The organism is Peribacillus sp. YIM B13482 (genome assembly GCF_042787975.1).
Classification (GTDB): Bacteria; Bacillota; Bacilli; order Bacillales; family DSM-1321; genus Peribacillus; species Peribacillus simplex_A.
Genome location: NZ_JBHZPF010000048.1, coordinates 1 through 18,114, shown reverse-complemented (window position 1 = coordinate 18,114; position 18,114 = coordinate 1). Strand labels below are relative to the sequence as shown.

At 42.1% G+C, this 18,114-nt stretch carries 16 protein-coding genes; 14 read left to right on the top strand and 2 right to left on the bottom strand.

The window, feature by feature from the left end; translation table 11 throughout:
* Positions 1 to 56: 56 nt before the first annotated feature.
* Positions 57 to 191, bottom strand: coding sequence for a YqzM family protein (locus ACFX4L_RS19460; protein WP_081108861.1), 135 nt, complete (start codon positions 189 to 191; stop codon positions 57 to 59).
* 344 nt (positions 192 to 535) lie between these two features.
* Here ACFX4L_RS19460 and holA point away from each other — a divergent pair, with 344 nt between their 5' ends.
* Positions 536 to 1,549, top strand: a complete 1,014-nt coding sequence (gene holA / locus ACFX4L_RS19455) for a DNA polymerase III subunit delta (protein WP_377405937.1) — start codon at positions 536 to 538, stop codon at positions 1,547 to 1,549.
* Positions 1,550 to 1,640: 91 nt separating this feature from the next.
* On the opposite strand, the gene rpsT is transcribed toward holA, so the two are convergent.
* Positions 1,641 to 1,907 carry a 30S ribosomal protein S20 gene (gene rpsT / locus ACFX4L_RS19450; protein ID WP_034308554.1) on the bottom strand — a complete coding sequence of 89 codons (267 nt, stop codon included), beginning with the start codon at positions 1,905 to 1,907 and terminating at the stop codon, positions 1,641 to 1,643.
* 275 nt (positions 1,908 to 2,182) lie between these two features.
* On the opposite strand from rpsT, the gene gpr reads away from it, so the two are divergent.
* The 13 genes from gpr (at position 2,183) to deoC (ending at position 17,387) form a co-directional block, all read left to right on the top strand.
* Complete coding sequence (gpr, locus tag ACFX4L_RS19445; RefSeq protein ID WP_284470195.1) at positions 2,183 to 3,301, top strand: GPR endopeptidase; 1,119 nt, start codon at positions 2,183 to 2,185, stop codon at positions 3,299 to 3,301.
* A gap of 86 nt (positions 3,302 to 3,387) precedes the next feature.
* The gene (gene spoIIP / locus ACFX4L_RS19440; protein WP_377405935.1) at positions 3,388 to 4,587 is read left to right on the top strand and encodes a stage II sporulation protein P; all 1,200 of its coding nucleotides are present in this window, start codon (positions 3,388 to 3,390) and stop codon (positions 4,585 to 4,587) included.
* A gap of 19 nt (positions 4,588 to 4,606) precedes the next feature.
* The gene (locus tag ACFX4L_RS19435; protein WP_377405933.1) at positions 4,607 to 4,930 is read left to right on the top strand and encodes a YqxA family protein; all 324 of its coding nucleotides are present in this window, start codon (positions 4,607 to 4,609) and stop codon (positions 4,928 to 4,930) included.
* 176 nt (positions 4,931 to 5,106) lie between these two features.
* Entirely contained in the window at positions 5,107 to 6,942 is a 1,836-nt protein-coding gene (gene lepA, locus ACFX4L_RS19430; RefSeq protein WP_061464119.1) for a translation elongation factor 4, read from the top strand.
* Positions 6,943 to 7,031: 89 nt separating this feature from the next.
* Positions 7,032 to 8,183 carry a radical SAM family heme chaperone HemW gene (gene hemW, locus ACFX4L_RS19425; protein ID WP_377381461.1) on the top strand — a complete coding sequence of 384 codons (1,152 nt, stop codon included), beginning with the start codon at positions 7,032 to 7,034 and terminating at the stop codon, positions 8,181 to 8,183.
* A gap of 124 nt (positions 8,184 to 8,307) precedes the next feature.
* Positions 8,308 to 9,336, top strand: a complete 1,029-nt coding sequence (hrcA, locus tag ACFX4L_RS19420; protein WP_061464116.1) for a heat-inducible transcriptional repressor HrcA — start codon at positions 8,308 to 8,310, stop codon at positions 9,334 to 9,336.
* A gap of 98 nt (positions 9,337 to 9,434) precedes the next feature.
* A complete protein-coding gene (grpE, locus tag ACFX4L_RS19415) occupies positions 9,435 to 10,031 on the top strand; it encodes a nucleotide exchange factor GrpE (protein ID WP_375166214.1) in 597 nt (198 codons plus the stop codon).
* A gap of 36 nt (positions 10,032 to 10,067) precedes the next feature.
* Positions 10,068 to 11,900 carry a molecular chaperone DnaK gene (dnaK, locus tag ACFX4L_RS19410; protein ID WP_061464114.1) on the top strand — a complete coding sequence of 611 codons (1,833 nt, stop codon included), beginning with the start codon at positions 10,068 to 10,070 and terminating at the stop codon, positions 11,898 to 11,900.
* 328 nt (positions 11,901 to 12,228) lie between these two features.
* On the top strand, positions 12,229 to 13,344 hold the full coding sequence (gene dnaJ / locus ACFX4L_RS19405; protein WP_284470199.1) for a molecular chaperone DnaJ: 1,116 nt from the start codon (positions 12,229 to 12,231) through the stop codon (positions 13,342 to 13,344).
* Positions 13,345 to 13,380: 36 nt separating this feature from the next.
* Positions 13,381 to 14,322: a 50S ribosomal protein L11 methyltransferase gene (gene prmA, locus ACFX4L_RS19400; protein WP_125160699.1), complete on the top strand. Its 942-nt coding sequence runs from the start codon at positions 13,381 to 13,383 to the stop codon at positions 14,320 to 14,322.
* Positions 14,323 to 14,462: 140 nt separating this feature from the next.
* Entirely contained in the window at positions 14,463 to 15,215 is a 753-nt protein-coding gene (locus ACFX4L_RS19395; protein ID WP_377405931.1) for a 16S rRNA (uracil(1498)-N(3))-methyltransferase, read from the top strand.
* Positions 15,216 to 15,221: 6 nt separating this feature from the next.
* Complete coding sequence (mtaB, locus tag ACFX4L_RS19390) at positions 15,222 to 16,559, top strand: tRNA (N(6)-L-threonylcarbamoyladenosine(37)-C(2))-methylthiotransferase MtaB (protein ID WP_289337326.1); 1,338 nt, start codon at positions 15,222 to 15,224, stop codon at positions 16,557 to 16,559.
* Between the two features lie 156 nt (positions 16,560 to 16,715).
* Positions 16,716 to 17,387 carry a deoxyribose-phosphate aldolase gene (gene deoC, locus ACFX4L_RS19385; protein ID WP_061464109.1) on the top strand — a complete coding sequence of 224 codons (672 nt, stop codon included), beginning with the start codon at positions 16,716 to 16,718 and terminating at the stop codon, positions 17,385 to 17,387.
* Positions 17,388 to 18,114 lie beyond the last annotated feature (727 nt).

Sequence of the window (18,114 nt, the reverse complement as noted above, 5' to 3'; positions counted from 1 at the left end):
AAGAGACTGCAACGGCAGCCTCCTTCAGGAAAAATAAGTGCATGTAGTAAATGAAATCAGGATCCGACAGCTTTAATGACGACAGCTATGGTGAACATGGCGGCGAAAAATACAAAAGAACCGATGAATCCCATAGCGGAATCAGCGACGTCATCTGTTTTTGATTGGACATTCTTTTCGAATTCGTTCATTGTTTACCCCTCCTATTTCTGCTAATAGTATAAAACATTACCAAAAAAAAATCTACAGGCTACACTTCTTCATTTCCTTTACTGACAAGAGTTGTCACAAATAGTTTGGGATTTTGAGGTCAAAATAAAAGTACAAACAAAGCAAGCCAAAAAGCAAAGCTCAATTTTTGAATTCTACATGAATACTTTACCCGCTTTCAAGGGAGATTACCCGGGCCTTTCTTGAAAGTGTTCATATAGATCCGGAATTAGCCCTTTAGAGGGCTAGTTCCCTTTATAGCTTGTCAAATGGTCCATCCACCTATACCATTAGAGAAGAATACATAAAAAAGAGGCGGATTCTATTGGTATTAGACGTATGGAAAAGTATAAAAAAAGGGCAATTCGCGCCAGTATACATGTTATATGGAACGGAGGCCTATCTAATTAATGAAACGAAGCAGCTATTGATCGAGAATGTCCTTCACGAAGATGAGATGGATTTTAACTTTTCTCAATTTGATTTGGAAGAGACGCCTGTTGAAACAGCGCTTGAAGATGTTGAAACCCTCCCGTTTATCGGGGAAAGGCGTCTTGTTTTCATGCAAAACCCATTTTTTCTGACAGCTGAAAAAACGAAGTCAAGAGTTGAACATAATGTGAAAAGGCTTGAAGCCTATTTGGCTGATCCCGTTCCTTATTCTATTGTCGTGTTGACCGCACCTTATGAGAAACTGGATGAACGGAAAAAAATCACCAAGGAACTGAAGCGTAAGGCGGTCCTCGTTGAGGCAAAGAAGCTTGGTGACCATGAATTAAAGGGGTGGGTGAAGGAGCGGGTCGCAGCCTCTTCCGTCCAAATAGATGAACAAGCTACAGAGCTTTTACTTGAACTTGCAGGAACGAATCTGATGATGCTAACAAATGAATTGGATAAAATGGTGCTTTATGCTGAAGCTAATAAACACATTACGGTCGAGGTAGTGGAAAAGCTGGTCGCTAAATCCCTTGAGCAGAATATCTTCACGCTTGTTGACCATGTTTTGCAGCGGAAGATGGAGAGTGCCATGACGATTTTACACGATCTTCTCAGGCAGAATGAAGAGCCGATCAAGATATTGAGTGTTATGGCGGGACAGGTCAGGTTAATGTATCAGGTGAAAGAGCTTTCACGTCAAGGCTATAGCCAGCAAAAAATTGCAGGACAACTGAAGGTGCACCCTTACAGGGTAAAGCTGGCACTTGAAAAGACGGGAAAATTCCAGGAACGCGAGCTGTTGAGCATCATGAACGACTTAGCGGAGGCGGATTATAAAATGAAGACTGGACAGGCAGATAAGGCGATAACACTTGAATTGCTGCTCTTGAAAATTAGATGATAAAAAAGGTGGCAGAAACCCTGTCACCTTTTTTGAACAAAAAAACACGCACAAAAAAAACGATCCAATTGGATCGTTTAATTTTTTGTCATTATGCGTTAAGAGCGTTAAGTCTTTTCGCTAAACGAGATTTTTTACGGGCTGCCGCATTTTTATGGATTAATCCTTTAGATGCAGCTTTGTCTAATTTCACAGCAGCTGTTAATAGAGCTTCTTTAGCAGCTTCAACGTTTTCACCAGCTAATGCAACTTCAGCATTTTTCACTGTAGTACGCATAGTTGATCTAACAGTAATGTTATGAACGCGTTTTTTGTCGTTAATTTTTACACGTTTAATAGCAGATTTAATGTTTGGCATTCCGTTCACCTCCTACAAAGAAATCGAGATTATATGAACTCGACTTTTCAAATCCATATCAAATAGCACAAGTGATATTCTATCAGACTGCTCATAAATATGCAATACTTCAGATTGAGAATCGAAAAGGAATTATAATTTCAGGAATAAATTCATCTCGTCATGGTTCATTGTACCAAAAAAATGAATAATAAAAAAGCAAAAACGACAGAATGTTTAAGAGAGACTATGGAAATTACTAGATTAGATATCAATTCAAACATCAGGAGGCCGTTATGGAAAATAATTTGGACCTTAGAGAATACGGAATTCGAACAGATTTGGCGATTGAAGCAAAGGAAATTGCCCTTGAACATAAAGGTGTTGTTGAGGAAGTGGATGTATCCCGAATCGAAGGGGTCATTATTAAGGAAAAAGAAGTGGATGATCTGAAGGTATCCTTAGTCGAGGTCACGGCTGAGGGGGAAAAAGAAATCGGTAAAAAAAAGGGCAGCTACTTGACCATCGAAGTCCAGGGGATCCGCCAGCAGGATACGGATACCCAGCAGCGGGTGGAAAAGGTGTTTGCCAACGAACTGGCTTACTTCTTGCAACGGAATAAAATCACCAAAGAAAGCAGTTGTTTAGTTGTCGGACTTGGTAATTGGAATGTTACTCCCGATGCTCTAGGGCCTGCTGTCGTTGAGAATCTTGTAGTCACGAGGCATTTGTTCGAATTGCAGCCGGAGTCCGTCAAGGAAGGCTATCGCCCGGTCAGTGCGATTTCCCCTGGTGTGATGGGGATTACGGGAATCGAGACGAGTGACATCATAAAAGGGGTCATCGAAAAAAGTAACCCTGATTTCCTGATCGTCGTTGATGCCTTGGCTGCCCGTTCGATCGACCGTGTGAATTCAACGATTCAAATTACGGATACAGGCATCCATCCAGGTTCTGGTGTCGGAAATAAACGAAAAGAATTGAGTCAGGAAACACTGGGAGTTCCTGTTATAGCTATTGGAATACCAACCGTAGTAGATGCCGTATCCATTGCCAGTGATACGATTGATTATATATTGAAGCATTTTGGCAAGGAATTGAATGAAGGGGACAGACCATCACGTTCATTGGCACCCGCTGGATTCAGTTTTGGAAAACGTACAAAGCTGACCGAAGAGGATATGCCAGGCGAAAAGGAACGCCAAACCTTCTTGGGGATGATAGGTGTCCTCCCTGATGAAGAGAAACGGAAATTGATATATGAGGTGCTGTCACCGCTTGGCCAAAATTTAATGGTTACACCGAAGGAAGTGGATGTTTTCATTGAGGATATGGCCAATTTGATAGCCAATGGGTTAAATGCAGCGCTGCATCATTCAATAAATCAAGAAAATACCGGTTACTATACCCGTTAAATCATTTTAAGTGCCCAAAAATGGTGTTCTACCCTTTCTAGCAAAGTCATAGGTATTAATAGACAAGCTATAGAGAGGGTGGAAGAATGAAAAGAAGAAATTCGCCAGGAATCATAACAGCCATTCACGGATCAACAATAATAAAAACTTTTCTAGGTATTCTCGCCTTGCTTCTTTTTGTTTTTTCAGTCAGCGGGGTCATGACTTCCCTAAGACCGGAATATCGGATATCCTCGAATTCCGTACATACCGTTGCGAACCAATTTTCAGGAAAAATGCTGTTCGCGATGCTGGCAAATGAAAATCATTATTTTTTTAATGCCCTGCCAGAAGGTAAGCAGGAATCGGTGATCACGAATCAATTGATAAAAGTCTCGACTAACATTTCATTTGAGGACCCGCGAAGTTTACTTGGCCGCGAACTTCCTGGCTTCTCGATTTTTGATAATGAAATCCTCGTGGCTGGGGAGGGGACGAATTATACGAATATGCCGTTTGAATCCTCACCGCCAGTAGACGTCCTGAATGAAGAAAGGGATGCATCCCTGCAAAACCTGGATGAGATTGAAGAACCGGAAAAAGGAGTGGCCAATCAGCCGAATCAAACGACCAATGGCCGGAAAGTGGTCGAGATTTATCATAGCCATAACCGGGAATCGTACCTTCCTTATTTAAAAGGCGTGACCAATCCGGATCTGGCCTACCATTCTAAAATCAATATTACGAAACTCGGGAAAAGGATGGTTGAAGATCTGGCTGATAAGGGGATTGGTTCCTCGCTCGATAAAACGGATATCATGGGAAATCTCAATAATAAAGGATTGAATTATACCAAATCCTATCAAGAATCCCGAAAGTCAGTCCAGACGGCATTGGCCACTAACAAAGATTTGGAATATCTGATTGATATCCATCGCGATGCAAAGCGGAAAAAAGATACGACAATTACGATCAAAGGTAAAGAGTATGCCAAAATCGCCTTCGTGATCGGGGGCAATAATCCGAACTATGAAAAAAATGCCGCACTTGCCAATAAGCTTCATATAGCTTTGGAGAAAAAATACCCAGGGATTTCACGCGGGCTTATGAAACAGGGCGGAACTAGACATAATGGTATATATAATCAGGATTTGTCAGGCAATGCCATGCTCATTGAAATTGGCGGTGTTGATAATACATTCGAGGAAATGTACTTAACCGTTGATGCCTTTAGCGATGCTTTCAGCGAATTTTATTGGGATGCCAAGGCAGTGGATAAAACGACTGGGGAATCGGAAGCGAAGTAATTGAAAGGAGTTCTCTATCATGGTTCGATTTTGGTTGAAATGTACAGGGATTGTACTCGTATTATTTTTAGGTGTCCTTATTGGGATGCAGCAAGCGAACGATGGGATGAAAAAAATGAAGGGGTATGAGGATCCCTCTTTGAATAGTGCATTCATCATTAACCAATCGGACAAAGGGGAGATGGAAGCGGATATCCTTGGACAAAAAGTAACAAGTCATGATTTGGAGGCGAAAAAAGAAAAGCTTGAAGAAATGAAAGCATTCAACTTTTTCTCTACGATCGGCAAAGCACTTGGAGATACCATATCAGGGGCCTTCCAAGCACTTATCGATATGATTTAGGTGTGGAATAAGTTGAGTGTTCCCTATCCAAAGGCTGCATCCGAATCCGGAATGCAGCCTTTTTTTATGCTTTGCCCTGTAATGATGCTTCTTTTGTAACTATTCTGTTGAATCTTGCATTTTCTATTGATATAATAAAAAATAGTGTATTGTGTCGACTAGTGGGAGTGAACGTCATGAATAGAGAAGAAAAATTAAAAAGACAATCAAAGATTCGTAACTTTTCCATCATCGCTCATATTGATCATGGTAAATCTACATTGGCGGATCGTATCATTGAAAAAACGAACGCCATGACTCAGCGTGAAATGAAGAGTCAACTGTTGGATTCCATGGATTTAGAGCGTGAGCGTGGAATTACGATTAAATTGAATGCGATTCAATTGAAATATAATGCGAAAGATGGCGAAGAATATATTTTCCATCTTATTGATACACCGGGACATGTCGATTTTACGTATGAAGTGTCACGAAGCCTTGCAGCTTGTGAAGGGGCTGTCCTTGTTGTCGATGCGGCACAGGGTATTGAGGCCCAAACGCTTGCAAACGTGTATTTAGCTTTGGACAACAATCTGGAAATCATTCCGGTCATCAATAAAATTGATTTGCCGAGTGCTGATCCAGAACGGGTACGTGGAGAAATCGAGGAAGTAATCGGGTTGGATGCTTCCGATGCAGTTTTGGCTTCAGCTAAAGCGGGAATCGGAATCGAGGAGATTTTGGAGCAGGTCGTTGAATTGGTCCCAGCTCCACAGGGAGATCCCGATGCCCCGTTCAAGGCGCTTATTTTCGATTCACTGTTTGATGCGTACCGCGGTGTGGTTGCTTATATCCGTGTTGTTGAAGGTTCCATTAAAGTGGGCGACAAAATCAAAATGATGTCCACGGGCAAGGAATTTGATGTAACCGAATTGGGTGTCTTCAATCCAAAGACCCAGCTGTTGGATGAACTGAACGTCGGTGATGTAGGTTTCCTTACGGCAGCCATTAAAAACGTTGGTGATACGACTGTTGGTGATACGATTACCAGTGCCGTGAATAGTGCGACAGAACCATTGCCGGGCTACCGGAAGATGAATCCGATGGTATATTGCGGTCTATACCCAATTGACGCATCGAAATTCAATGATTTACGGGATGCGTTAGAGAAATTGGAATTGAACGATTCAGCGCTGCAGTTCGAAGCGGAATCATCGCAAGCATTGGGCTTCGGTTTCCGTTGCGGATTCCTTGGACTCCTTCATATGGAAATTATCCAGGAACGGATTGAACGTGAATTCAAAATTGATCTGATCACAACTGCGCCGAGTGTTATTTATGATGTGATCCAAACAGACGGAACGGTCCTGAAAGTAGATAACCCGTCTAATATGCCAGATGCTCAAAAGATTGAACGGGTCGAGGAGCCGTACGTCAAAGCGACGATGATGGCACCGACGGAGTTCGTCGGAACGATCATGGAAATCTGTCAAAATAAACGCGGCAACTTCATTGATATGGAATATATCGATGAGACCCGTGTGAGCATTCATTATGAAATACCTTTATCGGAAATCGTGTATGATTTCTTCGATCAATTGAAATCCAATACAAGAGGCTATGCTTCATTCGATTATGAGTTGATTGGCTACAAACCGTCCAAGCTTGTGAAGATGGATATCTTACTGAATGCTGAAACTGTCGATGCTTTAAGTTTCATCGTTCATAAGGACTTTGCCTATGAACGCGGTAAAGTCATTGTTGAAAAATTGAAGAAATTGATTCCAAGACAACAATTCGAAGTGCCGATCCAAGCGGCAATCGGGCAAAAAATCGTGGCCCGTTCTTCGATTAGTGCAATGCGCAAAAACGTATTGGCTAAATGTTACGGCGGCGATATTTCCCGTAAACGTAAGTTGCTCGAAAAACAGAAAGAAGGTAAAAAGCGGATGAAACAGGTAGGTTCCGTTGAAGTGCCGCAAGAAGCTTTCATGGCTGTTTTGAAAATGGATGATACGACACCAAAAAAATAAATAAAATAAACGATAGATAGAAAAAAGAGGGTAGAGGAGATCTAGCCTCTTTTTCTATCGACTCATTCGATTAAAAGGTTGTGAACACAATGATTAAAAGCGCCTACCTCCATATACCATTTTGTGAACATATTTGTCACTATTGTGATTTTAATAAAGTGTTTTTGCAGGGACAGCCGGTCGACGATTATTTACAGATGATGAAAAGGGAAATGGTGATGCAGCTTTCCAAATACCCGACTGCAGGATTGGATACTGTTTTTGTCGGTGGAGGGACACCGACCTCTCTAGATGAAAAGCAGCTTGCATTCTTATGTGAAGCAATCAATGAAACCCTGCCATTTGACCCCGAAAAGGCTGAATATACATTTGAAGCCAATCCAGGGGATCTTTCGAGAGAAAAACTCGAGATACTTTATCATTCAGGTGTCAATAGACTTAGCTTTGGTGTGCAAAGCTTCAATGATGAATTATTAAAACGAATTGGCCGGACCCACCGGGCTCTAGAAGTATATGAAACGATTCATCTGGCTCAAGAGGTTGGCTTTACGAATATCAGCATCGATTTGATTTATGGATTGCCGGGCCAAACGATGGAAGATTTCAATGATACGCTGGATAAAGCGATTGCCCTTCAATTGCCGCATTATTCGAGCTACTCATTGATCGTTGAACCGAAGACGGTTTTTTATAATCAGATGCGAAGGGGTAAATTAAGCCTGCCGCCGCAGGAGCTCGAGGCTTCGATGTATGAGAGGCTGATGGAAGAGATGGAGAAGCATGGTCTGCATCAATATGAAATCAGTAATTTTGCCCGTGAAGGGTTTGAAAGCCGGCACAATCTGACATATTGGGATAATGTGGAGTATTATGGGATTGGTGCCGGTGCACATGGCTATACTGGAGGAACAAGAGTGGCCAATCATGGTCCGGTGAAGAAATATATCGCACCATTGATGGCGAACCAGCTGCCTGTTTTGGAGGAGCACCCAGTACCGCTTCATGAACGGATGGAAGAGGAGATGTTTTTGGGTCTCCGAAAAACGGAAGGAGTTTCATTGGAAAACTTCAAGAATAAATTTTTTGTTGAAATGACGGAGATTTTCAGGAAACCGCTCGAAGAAGAATCGGCAAAGGGTCTGCTTAAGATAGAAGGCGGGTTCGTGCGCTTAACCGAACGGGGAAAATTGCTTGGAAATGAAGTGTTCCAATCATTTTTAGGCGTTATTGATTCCGAGTGAAGTAAATCTATGTTATTTTAACGATGAATTAGGGGTTTTCATTGTTGACATCATAAGCTTCATTTGATAATTTATTAGTATATTAGCACTCGGAGAGACAGAGTGCTAACAGAGGTGATCATACATGCTAACTGATCGTCAATTATTGATTCTACAAGTGATAATCGAGGATTTTATCCATTCTGCACAGCCAGTTGGGTCACGAAGCTTGTCGAAGAAAGATGAAATTACGTTCAGCTCTGCCACAATTCGAAACGAAATGTCCGATCTTGAAGAAATGGGATTTTTAGAAAAAACCCATACTTCTTCCGGTAGGATTCCTTCTGAAAAAGGGTATAGATATTATGTGGATCATTTACTTTCTCCTCAAGCTCCGAAAAAGAATGAAATGAAGATATTAAAATCCGTTTTTGTAGAACGAATTTATGAATTGGAAAAGATCGTTCAAAAGTCAGCGAAAATACTTTCGGAACTGACGAATTATACGGCGATTGTACTGGGGCCAAAAGTGAATGAGCATAAGCTGAAAAAAATCCAGATCATTCCTCTGAGCCCAGAAACGGCAATAGCCATCATTATCACTGATACAGGTCATGTGGAAAATCGAATGATTTCCTTACCGCCTTCTTTGGATATAAACGAAATTGAAAAGATGGTGAACATATTAAATTCCCGTTTAGTCGATGTTCCGCTGGTTGATCTAAAGGATAAGATTTATAAGGAAGTGGCTGTTCTTTTGAGCCGTCACATCCATAACTATGGATCGATGGTCTCGGTCCTGGCGGATACCCTGACGGACACAAAACCCGAAAAGATATTTTTCGGCGGGAAAACGAATATGCTGAGGCAGCCGGAGTTCCATGATATTGCTAAAGTAAGCACGCTTTTATCAATGATTGAGCAGGAACAGGGATTTTATGAACTCATTACCCAAAATCCATCGGGCATCCACGTCAAGATTGGCCGTGAAAATCAAAACACAGTGCTCGATGACTGCAGTTTGATTACGGCAACCTACTCAATCGGGCAGGAGCAAGTGGGCACATTAGCCATATTGGGTCCAACGAGAATGGAATATTCGAGAGTGATCAGTTTGCTTTCGTTTTTCTCGAAAGATTTAACGGCCCTGATGACAAAACTGTATCAAAAATAGGAGCAAAGGTAATATTGTTAAGGTGGCGGAGGTCATACTCCGCAGCCTGACGTATTACTTTAGCATAAATTGTATAACCCTTTTAGGGAGGTGAGATTGTGACAGAAAATAAAAACGAAGAACAAACATTGGAAAATGAAACAATCGAGGAAAGCGCTGCAGATGCAGTTTTCGCTGAAGATGAAATTCCAGCTGAACAAAACCAGGAGGAAACTCCGGTTGAAAAAGATGAACTTCAATTGGCTCATGAAAAGATTGCTGAGCTTCAGGCAAAAATCGAAGAAATGGATAACCGTTATCTTCGTCTGCAGGCCGATTTTGATAATTCAAGACGCCGTGCCAAGCTTGATATGGAGGCGGCTCAAAAATATAGAGTTCAAAGTATTGCCGTTGATTTAGTGGAGGCTCTTGATAATTTTGAAAGAGCTACAAAAATCGAAGCGGAAAATGAACAGACGAAATCCCTGCTATCTGGCATGGAAATGGTCTACAAAGCGATTACTGATGCATTGACTAAAGAAGGCATCGAACCGATTAGTTCGGTTGGTGAAGAGTTCGATCCGCGTTTGCATCAAGCGGTCATGCAAGTTCAAGATGAAAACTTCGGTTCTAACATCGTCGTCGAGGAATTCCAAAAAGGATACCTTCTTAAAGACCGTGTTATTCGACCTGCAATGGTAAAAGTGAACGAATAAGATTTTTACATATAATAATTGGGAGGTAGTGAAACTATGAGCAAGATTATTGGTATTGACTTAGGTACAACAAACTCTTGTGTATCTGTACTTGAAGGCGGGGAACCAAAAGTAATCCCGAATCCAGAAGGAAACCGTACAACACCATCCGTAGTGGCATTCAAAAATGGAGAAAGACAAGTGGGGGAAGTGGCAAAACGCCAAGCGATTACTAACCCTAACACGATCATTTCCATTAAACGCCATATGGGTACCGACCATAAAGAAGTAATTGAAGGAAAAGAATACTCACCTCAGGAAGTGTCTGCAATCATCCTTCAATACCTAAAATCATACGCTGAAGAGTATCTTGGCGAAAAAGTTACAAAAGCGGTTATCACTGTACCTGCTTATTTCAATGATGCAGAACGTCAAGCAACTAAGGATGCCGGTCAAATTGCTGGTCTTGAAGTGGAACGTATCATCAACGAACCGACAGCTGCAGCACTTGCATACGGTTTGGATAAAACGGAAGAAGATCAAACGATCCTTGTATTCGACCTTGGCGGCGGTACATTTGACGTATCGATCATGGAACTTGGGGATGGCGTTTTCGAAGTTAAGTCGACAGCCGGTGACAACCGTCTAGGTGGAGATGATTTCGACCAAGTCATCATCGATTACCTAGTAGAAGCATTCAAGAAAGAAAACGGAATCGACCTTTCAAAAGACAAAATGGCGGTTCAACGTTTGAAAGATGCAGCTGAAAAAGCGAAAAAAGATCTTTCCGGCGTAACTTCAACTCAAATTTCTTTACCATTCATCACAGCTGGAGATGCTGGCCCGCTTCACCTGGACGTAACGATGACTAGAGCTAAATTCGATGAGCTTTCTTCAGGTCTTGTGGAACGCACTATGGGACCAACTCGTCAAGCATTGAAAGATGCTGGCCTTTCAGCATCTGAAATCGACAAAGTAATCCTTGTTGGCGGATCTACACGTATTCCTGCGGTTGTTGAAGCGATCAAAAAGGAAATCGGTCAAGAACCAAGCAAAGGTGTAAACCCTGATGAAGTAGTGGCCATGGGTGCTGCAATTCAAGGTGGCGTATTGACAGGGGATGTTAAAGATGTAGTCCTTCTGGATGTAACTCCACTTTCACTTGGAATTGAAACGATGGGCGGAGTATTCACGAAACTGATTGACCGTAATACTACGATTCCGACAAGTAAATCACAAGTATTCTCGACAGCGGCTGATAATCAAACGGCAGTTGATATCCATGTCCTGCAAGGTGAACGTCCAATGTCAGCGGATAACAAAACTCTTGGTCGTTTCCAATTGAGTGACATTCCACCGGCACCGCGTGGAATTCCACAAGTTGAAGTGACATTCGATATCGATAAAAATGGTATCGTGAACGTTCGTGCGAAAGATCTTGGCACGAACAAAGAACAAGCGATCACCATCAAATCATCTTCAGGCCTTTCTGATGAAGAAATCGACCGCATGGTACGTGAGGCGGAAGAAAATGCCGATAGCGATAAACAACGTAAAGAAGAAGTCGAACTTCGTAACGAAGCTGATCAATTAGTTTTCCAAACGGAAAAAACGCTTAAAGATCTAGAAGGTAAAGTTGACGAAGCGGAAGTAACTAAAGCGAATGAAGCGAAGGACGAACTGAAAGCTGCAATCGAGAAAAATGAGCTTGAAGAAATCCGCGTGAAAAAAGATGCACTTAATGAAATCGTTCAAGCTTTGACAATGAAGCTTTATGAAGAAGCGGCAAAAGCTCAGCAAGCTGGCGAAGCCGGTGCTGGCGAATCTGCTCAGGACGATAATGTAGTTGATGCAGAGTACACGGAAGTTAACGAAGAAGAGAAAAAATAAAAAGTGACCCAATCGGGACACTGATATATATTGGGCAGTTGATTTCTGCCTGCCATTGTAGAAAAGTCAAAGTCAGGTTATCTTGACTTTGGCTTTTTTTACAGTGGATGGAATCATTGCCAGGAAGTGTTGGCATCTGATTTTCTTTTGTTCTTACAATCGCTGGTGGGGAATCATGGAAATTTAGAGAGAAATGTGTGCAAATTGGGACTGGCATTACAATTTACAAAAAAGTGTTAAAGCCGTTTGTACTTTTCTAGTTGATTATTATCTTCGTTCAGTGATAATATTACCTTTATGTGAATCGAATCGGGAGTGGATTTTAGATATGAGTAAACGCGATTATTATGAGGTGTTAGGCCTTTCGAAGAGTGCTTCGAAGGATGAAATCAAAAAAGCGTATCGTAAGCTCTCCAAACAATATCACCCTGATATTAATAAAGCGGACGATGCTGCGGATAAATTTAAAGAAATCAAGGAAGCTTACGAAGTATTGAGCGACGACCAGAAAAAGGCCCATTATGACCAATTCGGACATACAGATCCAAATCAGGGCTTTGGCGGTCAGGACTTTGGTGGTTTCGGCGGTTTTGAAGATATTTTCAGCAGTTTCTTTGGGGGCGGCGGACGCAGGAGAGATCCGAATGCACCACGTCAAGGGGCGGATTTACAGTATACGATGACGCTTTCTTTTGAAGAGGCTGCATTTGGAAAAGAGACTGAAATTGAAATTCCGCGTGAAGAGAATTGTGATACATGCAAAGGATCAGGTGCAAAACCAGGTACAAAAGTGGAAAACTGTTCACATTGTCATGGGACCGGTCAATTGAATGTAGAACAAAACACAGCGTTCGGAAGGATTGTGAACCGGAGAGCATGTCATCATTGTCAAGGAACAGGAAAAATCATTCCTAATAAATGTTCAACATGCGGCGGGGACGGAAAAGTCCAAAAACGTAAAAAGATCCAAGTTAAGGTGCCAGCAGGAATTGATGATGGCCAGCAATTGCGTGTAACCGGACAAGGCGAGCCAGGAATCAATGGCGGACCAGCCGGAGATCTGTATGTAGTCTTCCATGTGCGCAGTCATGAATTCTTTGAGCGGGATGGCGATGATATCTATTGTGAAATGCCTGTTACTTTTGCTCAGGCCGCACTAGGGGATGAAATAGAAGTTCCGACCCTTCATGGAAAAGTGAAGCTGAAGATCCCTGCCGGTACACAAACGAGCACGCGCTTCCGTTTAAAAGGCAAAGGTGTTCCTAATGTCAGAGGATATGGCCAAGGAGATCAGCATGTGGTCGTATTAGTGGTCACACCTAAAAAATTAACGGAAAAACAAAAGGACCTGCTTCGTGAGTTCAGCGATATCAGCGGTCAAGGTATTGATGAACATCATGATGGGTTTTTCTCAAAAGTGAAGCGTGCTTTTAAAGATAGGTGAATAAAAGTAAAAGAACAAATTGGGAGTTGGTAGATTATGAAGTGGTCTGAATTTGCAATCCAAACAACGAATGAAGCGGTTGAACCTGTTTCGAATATTCTTCATGAGGCAGGTGCCAGCGGTGTTGTCATTGAGGATCCTCTAGAATTAGTCAAGGAACGCGAAAATGTTTTTGGCGAAATCTACCACTTAAACCCAGATGATTATCCGGATGAAGGTGTATTGATTAAGGCATATTTGCCAGTTAACAGCTTCCTTGGTGAAACTGTTGATGCTATAAAGGAATCAATTAATAATCTCCTTCATTTTGATATAGACCTTGGGAAGAATGTTGTTTCAATTAGTGAAGTGAATGAAGAAGAGTGGGCGACGGCTTGGAAAAAATATTATAATCCCGTCAAGATTTCCGAACGGTTTACCATCGTGCCGACATGGGAAGATTATACTCCAGTCAGCAGTGACGAATTGATCATTGAACTTGATCCCGGCATGGCCTTCGGAACGGGGACACATCCGACAACGGTCATGTGTATCCAAGCGTTGGAACGTACAGTTCGTCCAGGGGATTTAGTTGTTGATGTAGGAACGGGTTCTGGGGTTCTAAGCATTGCTGCTGCATTATTGGATGCAGAACGAATCCAGTCCCTTGATTTGGATGAAGTGGCTGTACAGTCAGCTATTCAAAATGTGGAACTTAATAACGTGCAGAATAAAGTGTCCGTTTCACAAGGCAACTTGCTGGATGGTGTGAATGAACAAGCGGATGTCGTCGTGGCTAATATTCTTGCCGAAGTGATCATGCGATTTACGGATGATGTAGCGAAAGTGGTTAAACCTGGCGGATATTTCATCGCTTCTGGGATCATTCAACCAAAGAAACAAGATGTGAAGGATGCGATTATAGGATCTGGATTCACCATTGAGGAAACGATCTTGATGGAAGATTGGGTAGCAATAATAGCGAAAAGAAATGATTAATTGAAAAAGTTACTCTGATTATCGGGTATTTTGATAGTCAGAGTACCTTTTTTTAGCTTGAATCCTTGCATGGCTTGCATTCGGGAAACCTGACTGTTAGCCGCTGTATGTATTTTAGACTAGATGAAGTAGGTGGCAGTGTGCAACGGTATTTTCTTAACGAAGAAGACATCAATGGAAACAGGGTGACGATATCAGGTGATGATTTTCACCATATCTCCAGGGTGATGAGAATGGGACCGGGAGAGCGGATAATCACGGTGAAAGCTAATGGTATGACTGCTGTCACGGAAATTTCCGAAATAACTGATGATGTTGTTATAGGGACTGTTATCGAATGGAAGAATGAAGAAAAGGAACTTCCTGTGAGGGTTGTGATAGCGAGCGGTCTGCCTAAAGGGGATAAATTGGAATATATCGTACAAAAGGGTACGGAACTGGGTGCGGTTGAGTTTATCCCTTTTATTGCTGCTCGTTCGGTGGTAAAATGGGACCACAAAAAGGTAGGCAAGAAATTGGAGAGGCTCCAGAAGATTTCAAAAGAGGCGGCCGAGCAATCTCACCGCACTGTTATCCCTGCCATCAAGGAGCCGATGACGGCAGATCAGCTAGCTGGGTATGCTTCCGGTTTCAATCATAAATTAATCGCTTTTGAAGAAGAGGCAAAGCGGGGGGAAACTTCTGTACTCGCTTCGGTCCTGAAGGATATCACCGGAGGGCAATCGATCTTATTTGTCTTTGGTCCTGAAGGTGGTTTAGCAGATAAGGAAATTGAAAAACTGTCTGATGCCGGTTTTGTAGCTTGCGGTCTTGGACCAAGAATATTAAGAACTGAAACAGCACCTTTATATGCACTTTCCGCTGTTTCTTATCATGTAGAACTTTTGAGGTGATGAAAAATGGCAACGGTCGCTTTCCATACATTAGGCTGTAAAGTGAATCATTATGAAACAGAGGCTATTTGGCAATTATTTAAAACTGGGGGATATGATCGTGTTGAGTTTGAAAATACATCAGATGTATATGTCATCAACACATGCACGGTGACAAACACTGGCGATAAGAAAAGCCGTCAGGTCATCCGTCGTGCCATTCGTAAAAATCCGAATGCCGTCATAGCGGTAACGGGATGTTACGCTCAGACATCGCCAGCTGAAATCATGGCCATACCAGGTGTGGATATTGTTGTAGGAACACAGGACAGGGTTAAACTTCTTGATTATATCGAGCAATTCAAGGTGGAACGTGAACCAATCAATGCTGTAGGAAATATCATGAAAAACCGTGTCTATGAAGAGTTGGATGTACCTGCTTTTACAGACCGTACACGCGCTTCGCTAAAGATTCAGGAAGGTTGCAATAATTTCTGCACTTTCTGCATCATACCTTGGGCTCGTGGCTTGATGCGTTCCCGCGATCCGAAGGAAGTCGTTCACCAAGCTGAGCAGCTTGTCGAGGCAGGCTATAAGGAGTTAGTCCTGACCGGAATCCATACTGGCGGCTACGGAGACGATTTGAAGGACTATAATTTGGCGATGCTGCTGCGGGACTTGGAAAAAATCGATGGGCTGAAGCGTATCCGTATTTCATCCATTGAAGCCAGCCAAATTACAGATGAGATCATTGAAGTGCTGACGAATTCGAAAAAAGTCGTACGTCATTTGCATATACCAATCCAATCGGGTTCCGATACAGTACTAAAACGGATGAGACGTAAATATACGATGGATTTCTTCGGTGATCGAATCGAAAAGTTGAAAATTGCACTTCCGGGTCTTGCTGTTACCTCTGATGTCATCGTAGGTTTCCCAGGTGAAACCGAAGAAGAATTCATGGAGACATATAACTTTATAGAAAAATATAAATTCTCCGAACTTCATGTTTTCCCTTATTCAAAACGGACAGGGACTCCGGCTGCCCGTATGGAGGATCAAGTGGATGAAGATGTCAAAAATGAACGTGTCCACCGGCTTATCGCTTTGTCGGATCAGCTGGCAAAAGAGTATGCCTCCCGATTCGAGGGTGAAGTTCTGGAAGTCATTCCTGAAACGAAGTTGGAAAATGGCCTTTATGAAGGCTACTCCGATAATTATATGAAAATCGTTTTCCCGGCTTCAGATGAAATGGTCGGTGAAATCGTAAAAGTGAAAATTACAAAGTCTGGCTATCCATTTAGTGAAGGACAGTTCGTGACGATCGTAAAGGATTTACCATTGCAACAAGCATCAAATATTTAAGACGGCTAATTTACGCTGTCTTTTTTTTTATTCTCTGTTTGATGTGTTTTCTTGGAACGTTCGGGTAAAGACTATATATATCGTCAAAGTGGATAAATTATGGTATGATTAGAGGTACGTACAACTAGTTATAGTTTGTTTTGAGGAGGATTATTAATGTCACAAAATGTAGCAGGTTTAATTGACCACACGTTATTAAAAGCAGATGCAACCAAAGAGCAAATTAAGGTATTATGCGAAGAAGCGAGAGAGTATAACTTTGCTTCCGTATGCGTAAACCCGACATGGGTTAAGTATGCAAGCGAACTTTTGGAAGGGTCAGAAGTGAAAGTTTGTACGGTTATCGGGTTCCCTCTAGGTGCAACCACACCGGAAACTAAAGCTTTTGAAACGAAAGATGCCATCAGCAATGGTGCTCACGAAGTCGATATGGTGATCAATATCGGCGCATTGAAGGACAAGGATGATGAGTTGGTAGAGCGGGATATCCGTGCTGTGATAGCTGCATCCACTGGTAAGGCTCTATCGAAAGTAATCATTGAAACCTCTCTATTGACTGAGGAAGAAAAAGTCCGTGCTTGTGAACTGGCAGTAAAAGCGGGAACGGATTATGTTAAAACATCAACTGGTTTTTCGACCGGCGGTGCGACTGTCGAAGATATCACGCTCATGAGAAAAACGGTCGGTCCCGATATCGGTGTCAAAGCTTCAGGTGGTGTCCGCAACACGAGTGATGCCCAGAAAGTGATTGAAGCTGGTGCAACAAGAATTGGTGCGAGTGCAGGTGTCTCCATCGTAAAGGGCTTAACGGCTGAATCCGATTATTGATTTTTTTAAAAGGCGGAGAATAATTTTTCTCCGCCTTTTTTTTATTCCCCTTTTTCCCACCACGTCTGATCGCGCTTGCTTCATTCCTGTCCTAGAAAAAGCTCTCCACGGCAAAAAATGAAAGATGTATCTATTTTGAATTCTCACTAGTTATTTTTGGAACCAGCAACTTTTAAAGAAAACCGCACAAGCGGCGAGTTTCACGAGTTAGAACGGCGAATTCACGAGTAAAGCACCGAAATTCACGAGTAAACGTGCAAAACTCACGAGTAAAGCACCGGAATTCACGAGTAAACGTGCAAAACTCACGAGTAAAAGCGTAAAATTCACGAGTAAAGCACCGAAATTGAGTGAATGTCATGAAAATGCAAAAGAAAACGCCCCAAAATTAAGCCAAAGCACGTAATTTTGAGGAGGAAATTGAAATTCATGAGTAAAAGTGCAAAATTCACGAGTAAAGCACTGAAATTCACGAGTAAAAGCGCAATATCACGAGTAAAAGCGTAAAATTCACGAGTAAAGCACCGGAATTGAGTGAATGTCATGAAAATGCAAAAGAAAACGCCCCAAAATTAAGCTAAAGCGCGCAATTTTGAGGAGGAAATTGAAACTCACGAGTAAAAGTGCAAAATTCACGAGTAAAGCACCGAAATTGAGTGAATGTCATGAAAATGCAAAAGAAAACGCCCCAAAATTAAGCTAAAGCGCGCAATTTTGAGGAGGAAAT

What these genes read in the sequence shown, in the direction of transcription:
- ACFX4L_RS19435 (WP_377405933.1), top strand. Translation starts at nt 4,607, where the DNA reads ATGGTTCGATTTTGGTTGAAATGTACAGGGATTGTACTCGTATTATTT.
- lepA (WP_061464119.1), top strand. Translation starts at nt 5,107, where the DNA reads ATGAATAGAGAAGAAAAATTAAAAAGACAATCAAAGATTCGTAACTTT.
- mtaB (WP_289337326.1), top strand. Translation starts at nt 15,222, where the DNA reads ATGGCAACGGTCGCTTTCCATACATTAGGCTGTAAAGTGAATCATTAT.
- dnaJ (WP_284470199.1), top strand. Translation starts at nt 12,229, where the DNA reads ATGAGTAAACGCGATTATTATGAGGTGTTAGGCCTTTCGAAGAGTGCT.
- spoIIP (WP_377405935.1), top strand. Translation starts at nt 3,388, where the DNA reads ATGAAAAGAAGAAATTCGCCAGGAATCATAACAGCCATTCACGGATCA.
- rpsT (WP_034308554.1), bottom strand. Translation starts at nt 1,907, where the DNA reads ATGCCAAACATTAAATCTGCTATTAAACGTGTAAAAATTAACGACAAA.
- ACFX4L_RS19460 (WP_081108861.1), bottom strand. Translation starts at nt 191, where the DNA reads ATGAACGAATTCGAAAAGAATGTCCAATCAAAAACAGATGACGTCGCT.
- hrcA (WP_061464116.1), top strand. Translation starts at nt 8,308, where the DNA reads ATGCTAACTGATCGTCAATTATTGATTCTACAAGTGATAATCGAGGAT.
- deoC (WP_061464109.1), top strand. Translation starts at nt 16,716, where the DNA reads ATGTCACAAAATGTAGCAGGTTTAATTGACCACACGTTATTAAAAGCA.
- gpr (WP_284470195.1), top strand. Translation starts at nt 2,183, where the DNA reads ATGGAAAATAATTTGGACCTTAGAGAATACGGAATTCGAACAGATTTG.
- prmA (WP_125160699.1), top strand. Translation starts at nt 13,381, where the DNA reads ATGAAGTGGTCTGAATTTGCAATCCAAACAACGAATGAAGCGGTTGAA.
- hemW (WP_377381461.1), top strand. Translation starts at nt 7,032, where the DNA reads ATGATTAAAAGCGCCTACCTCCATATACCATTTTGTGAACATATTTGT.
- dnaK (WP_061464114.1), top strand. Translation starts at nt 10,068, where the DNA reads ATGAGCAAGATTATTGGTATTGACTTAGGTACAACAAACTCTTGTGTA.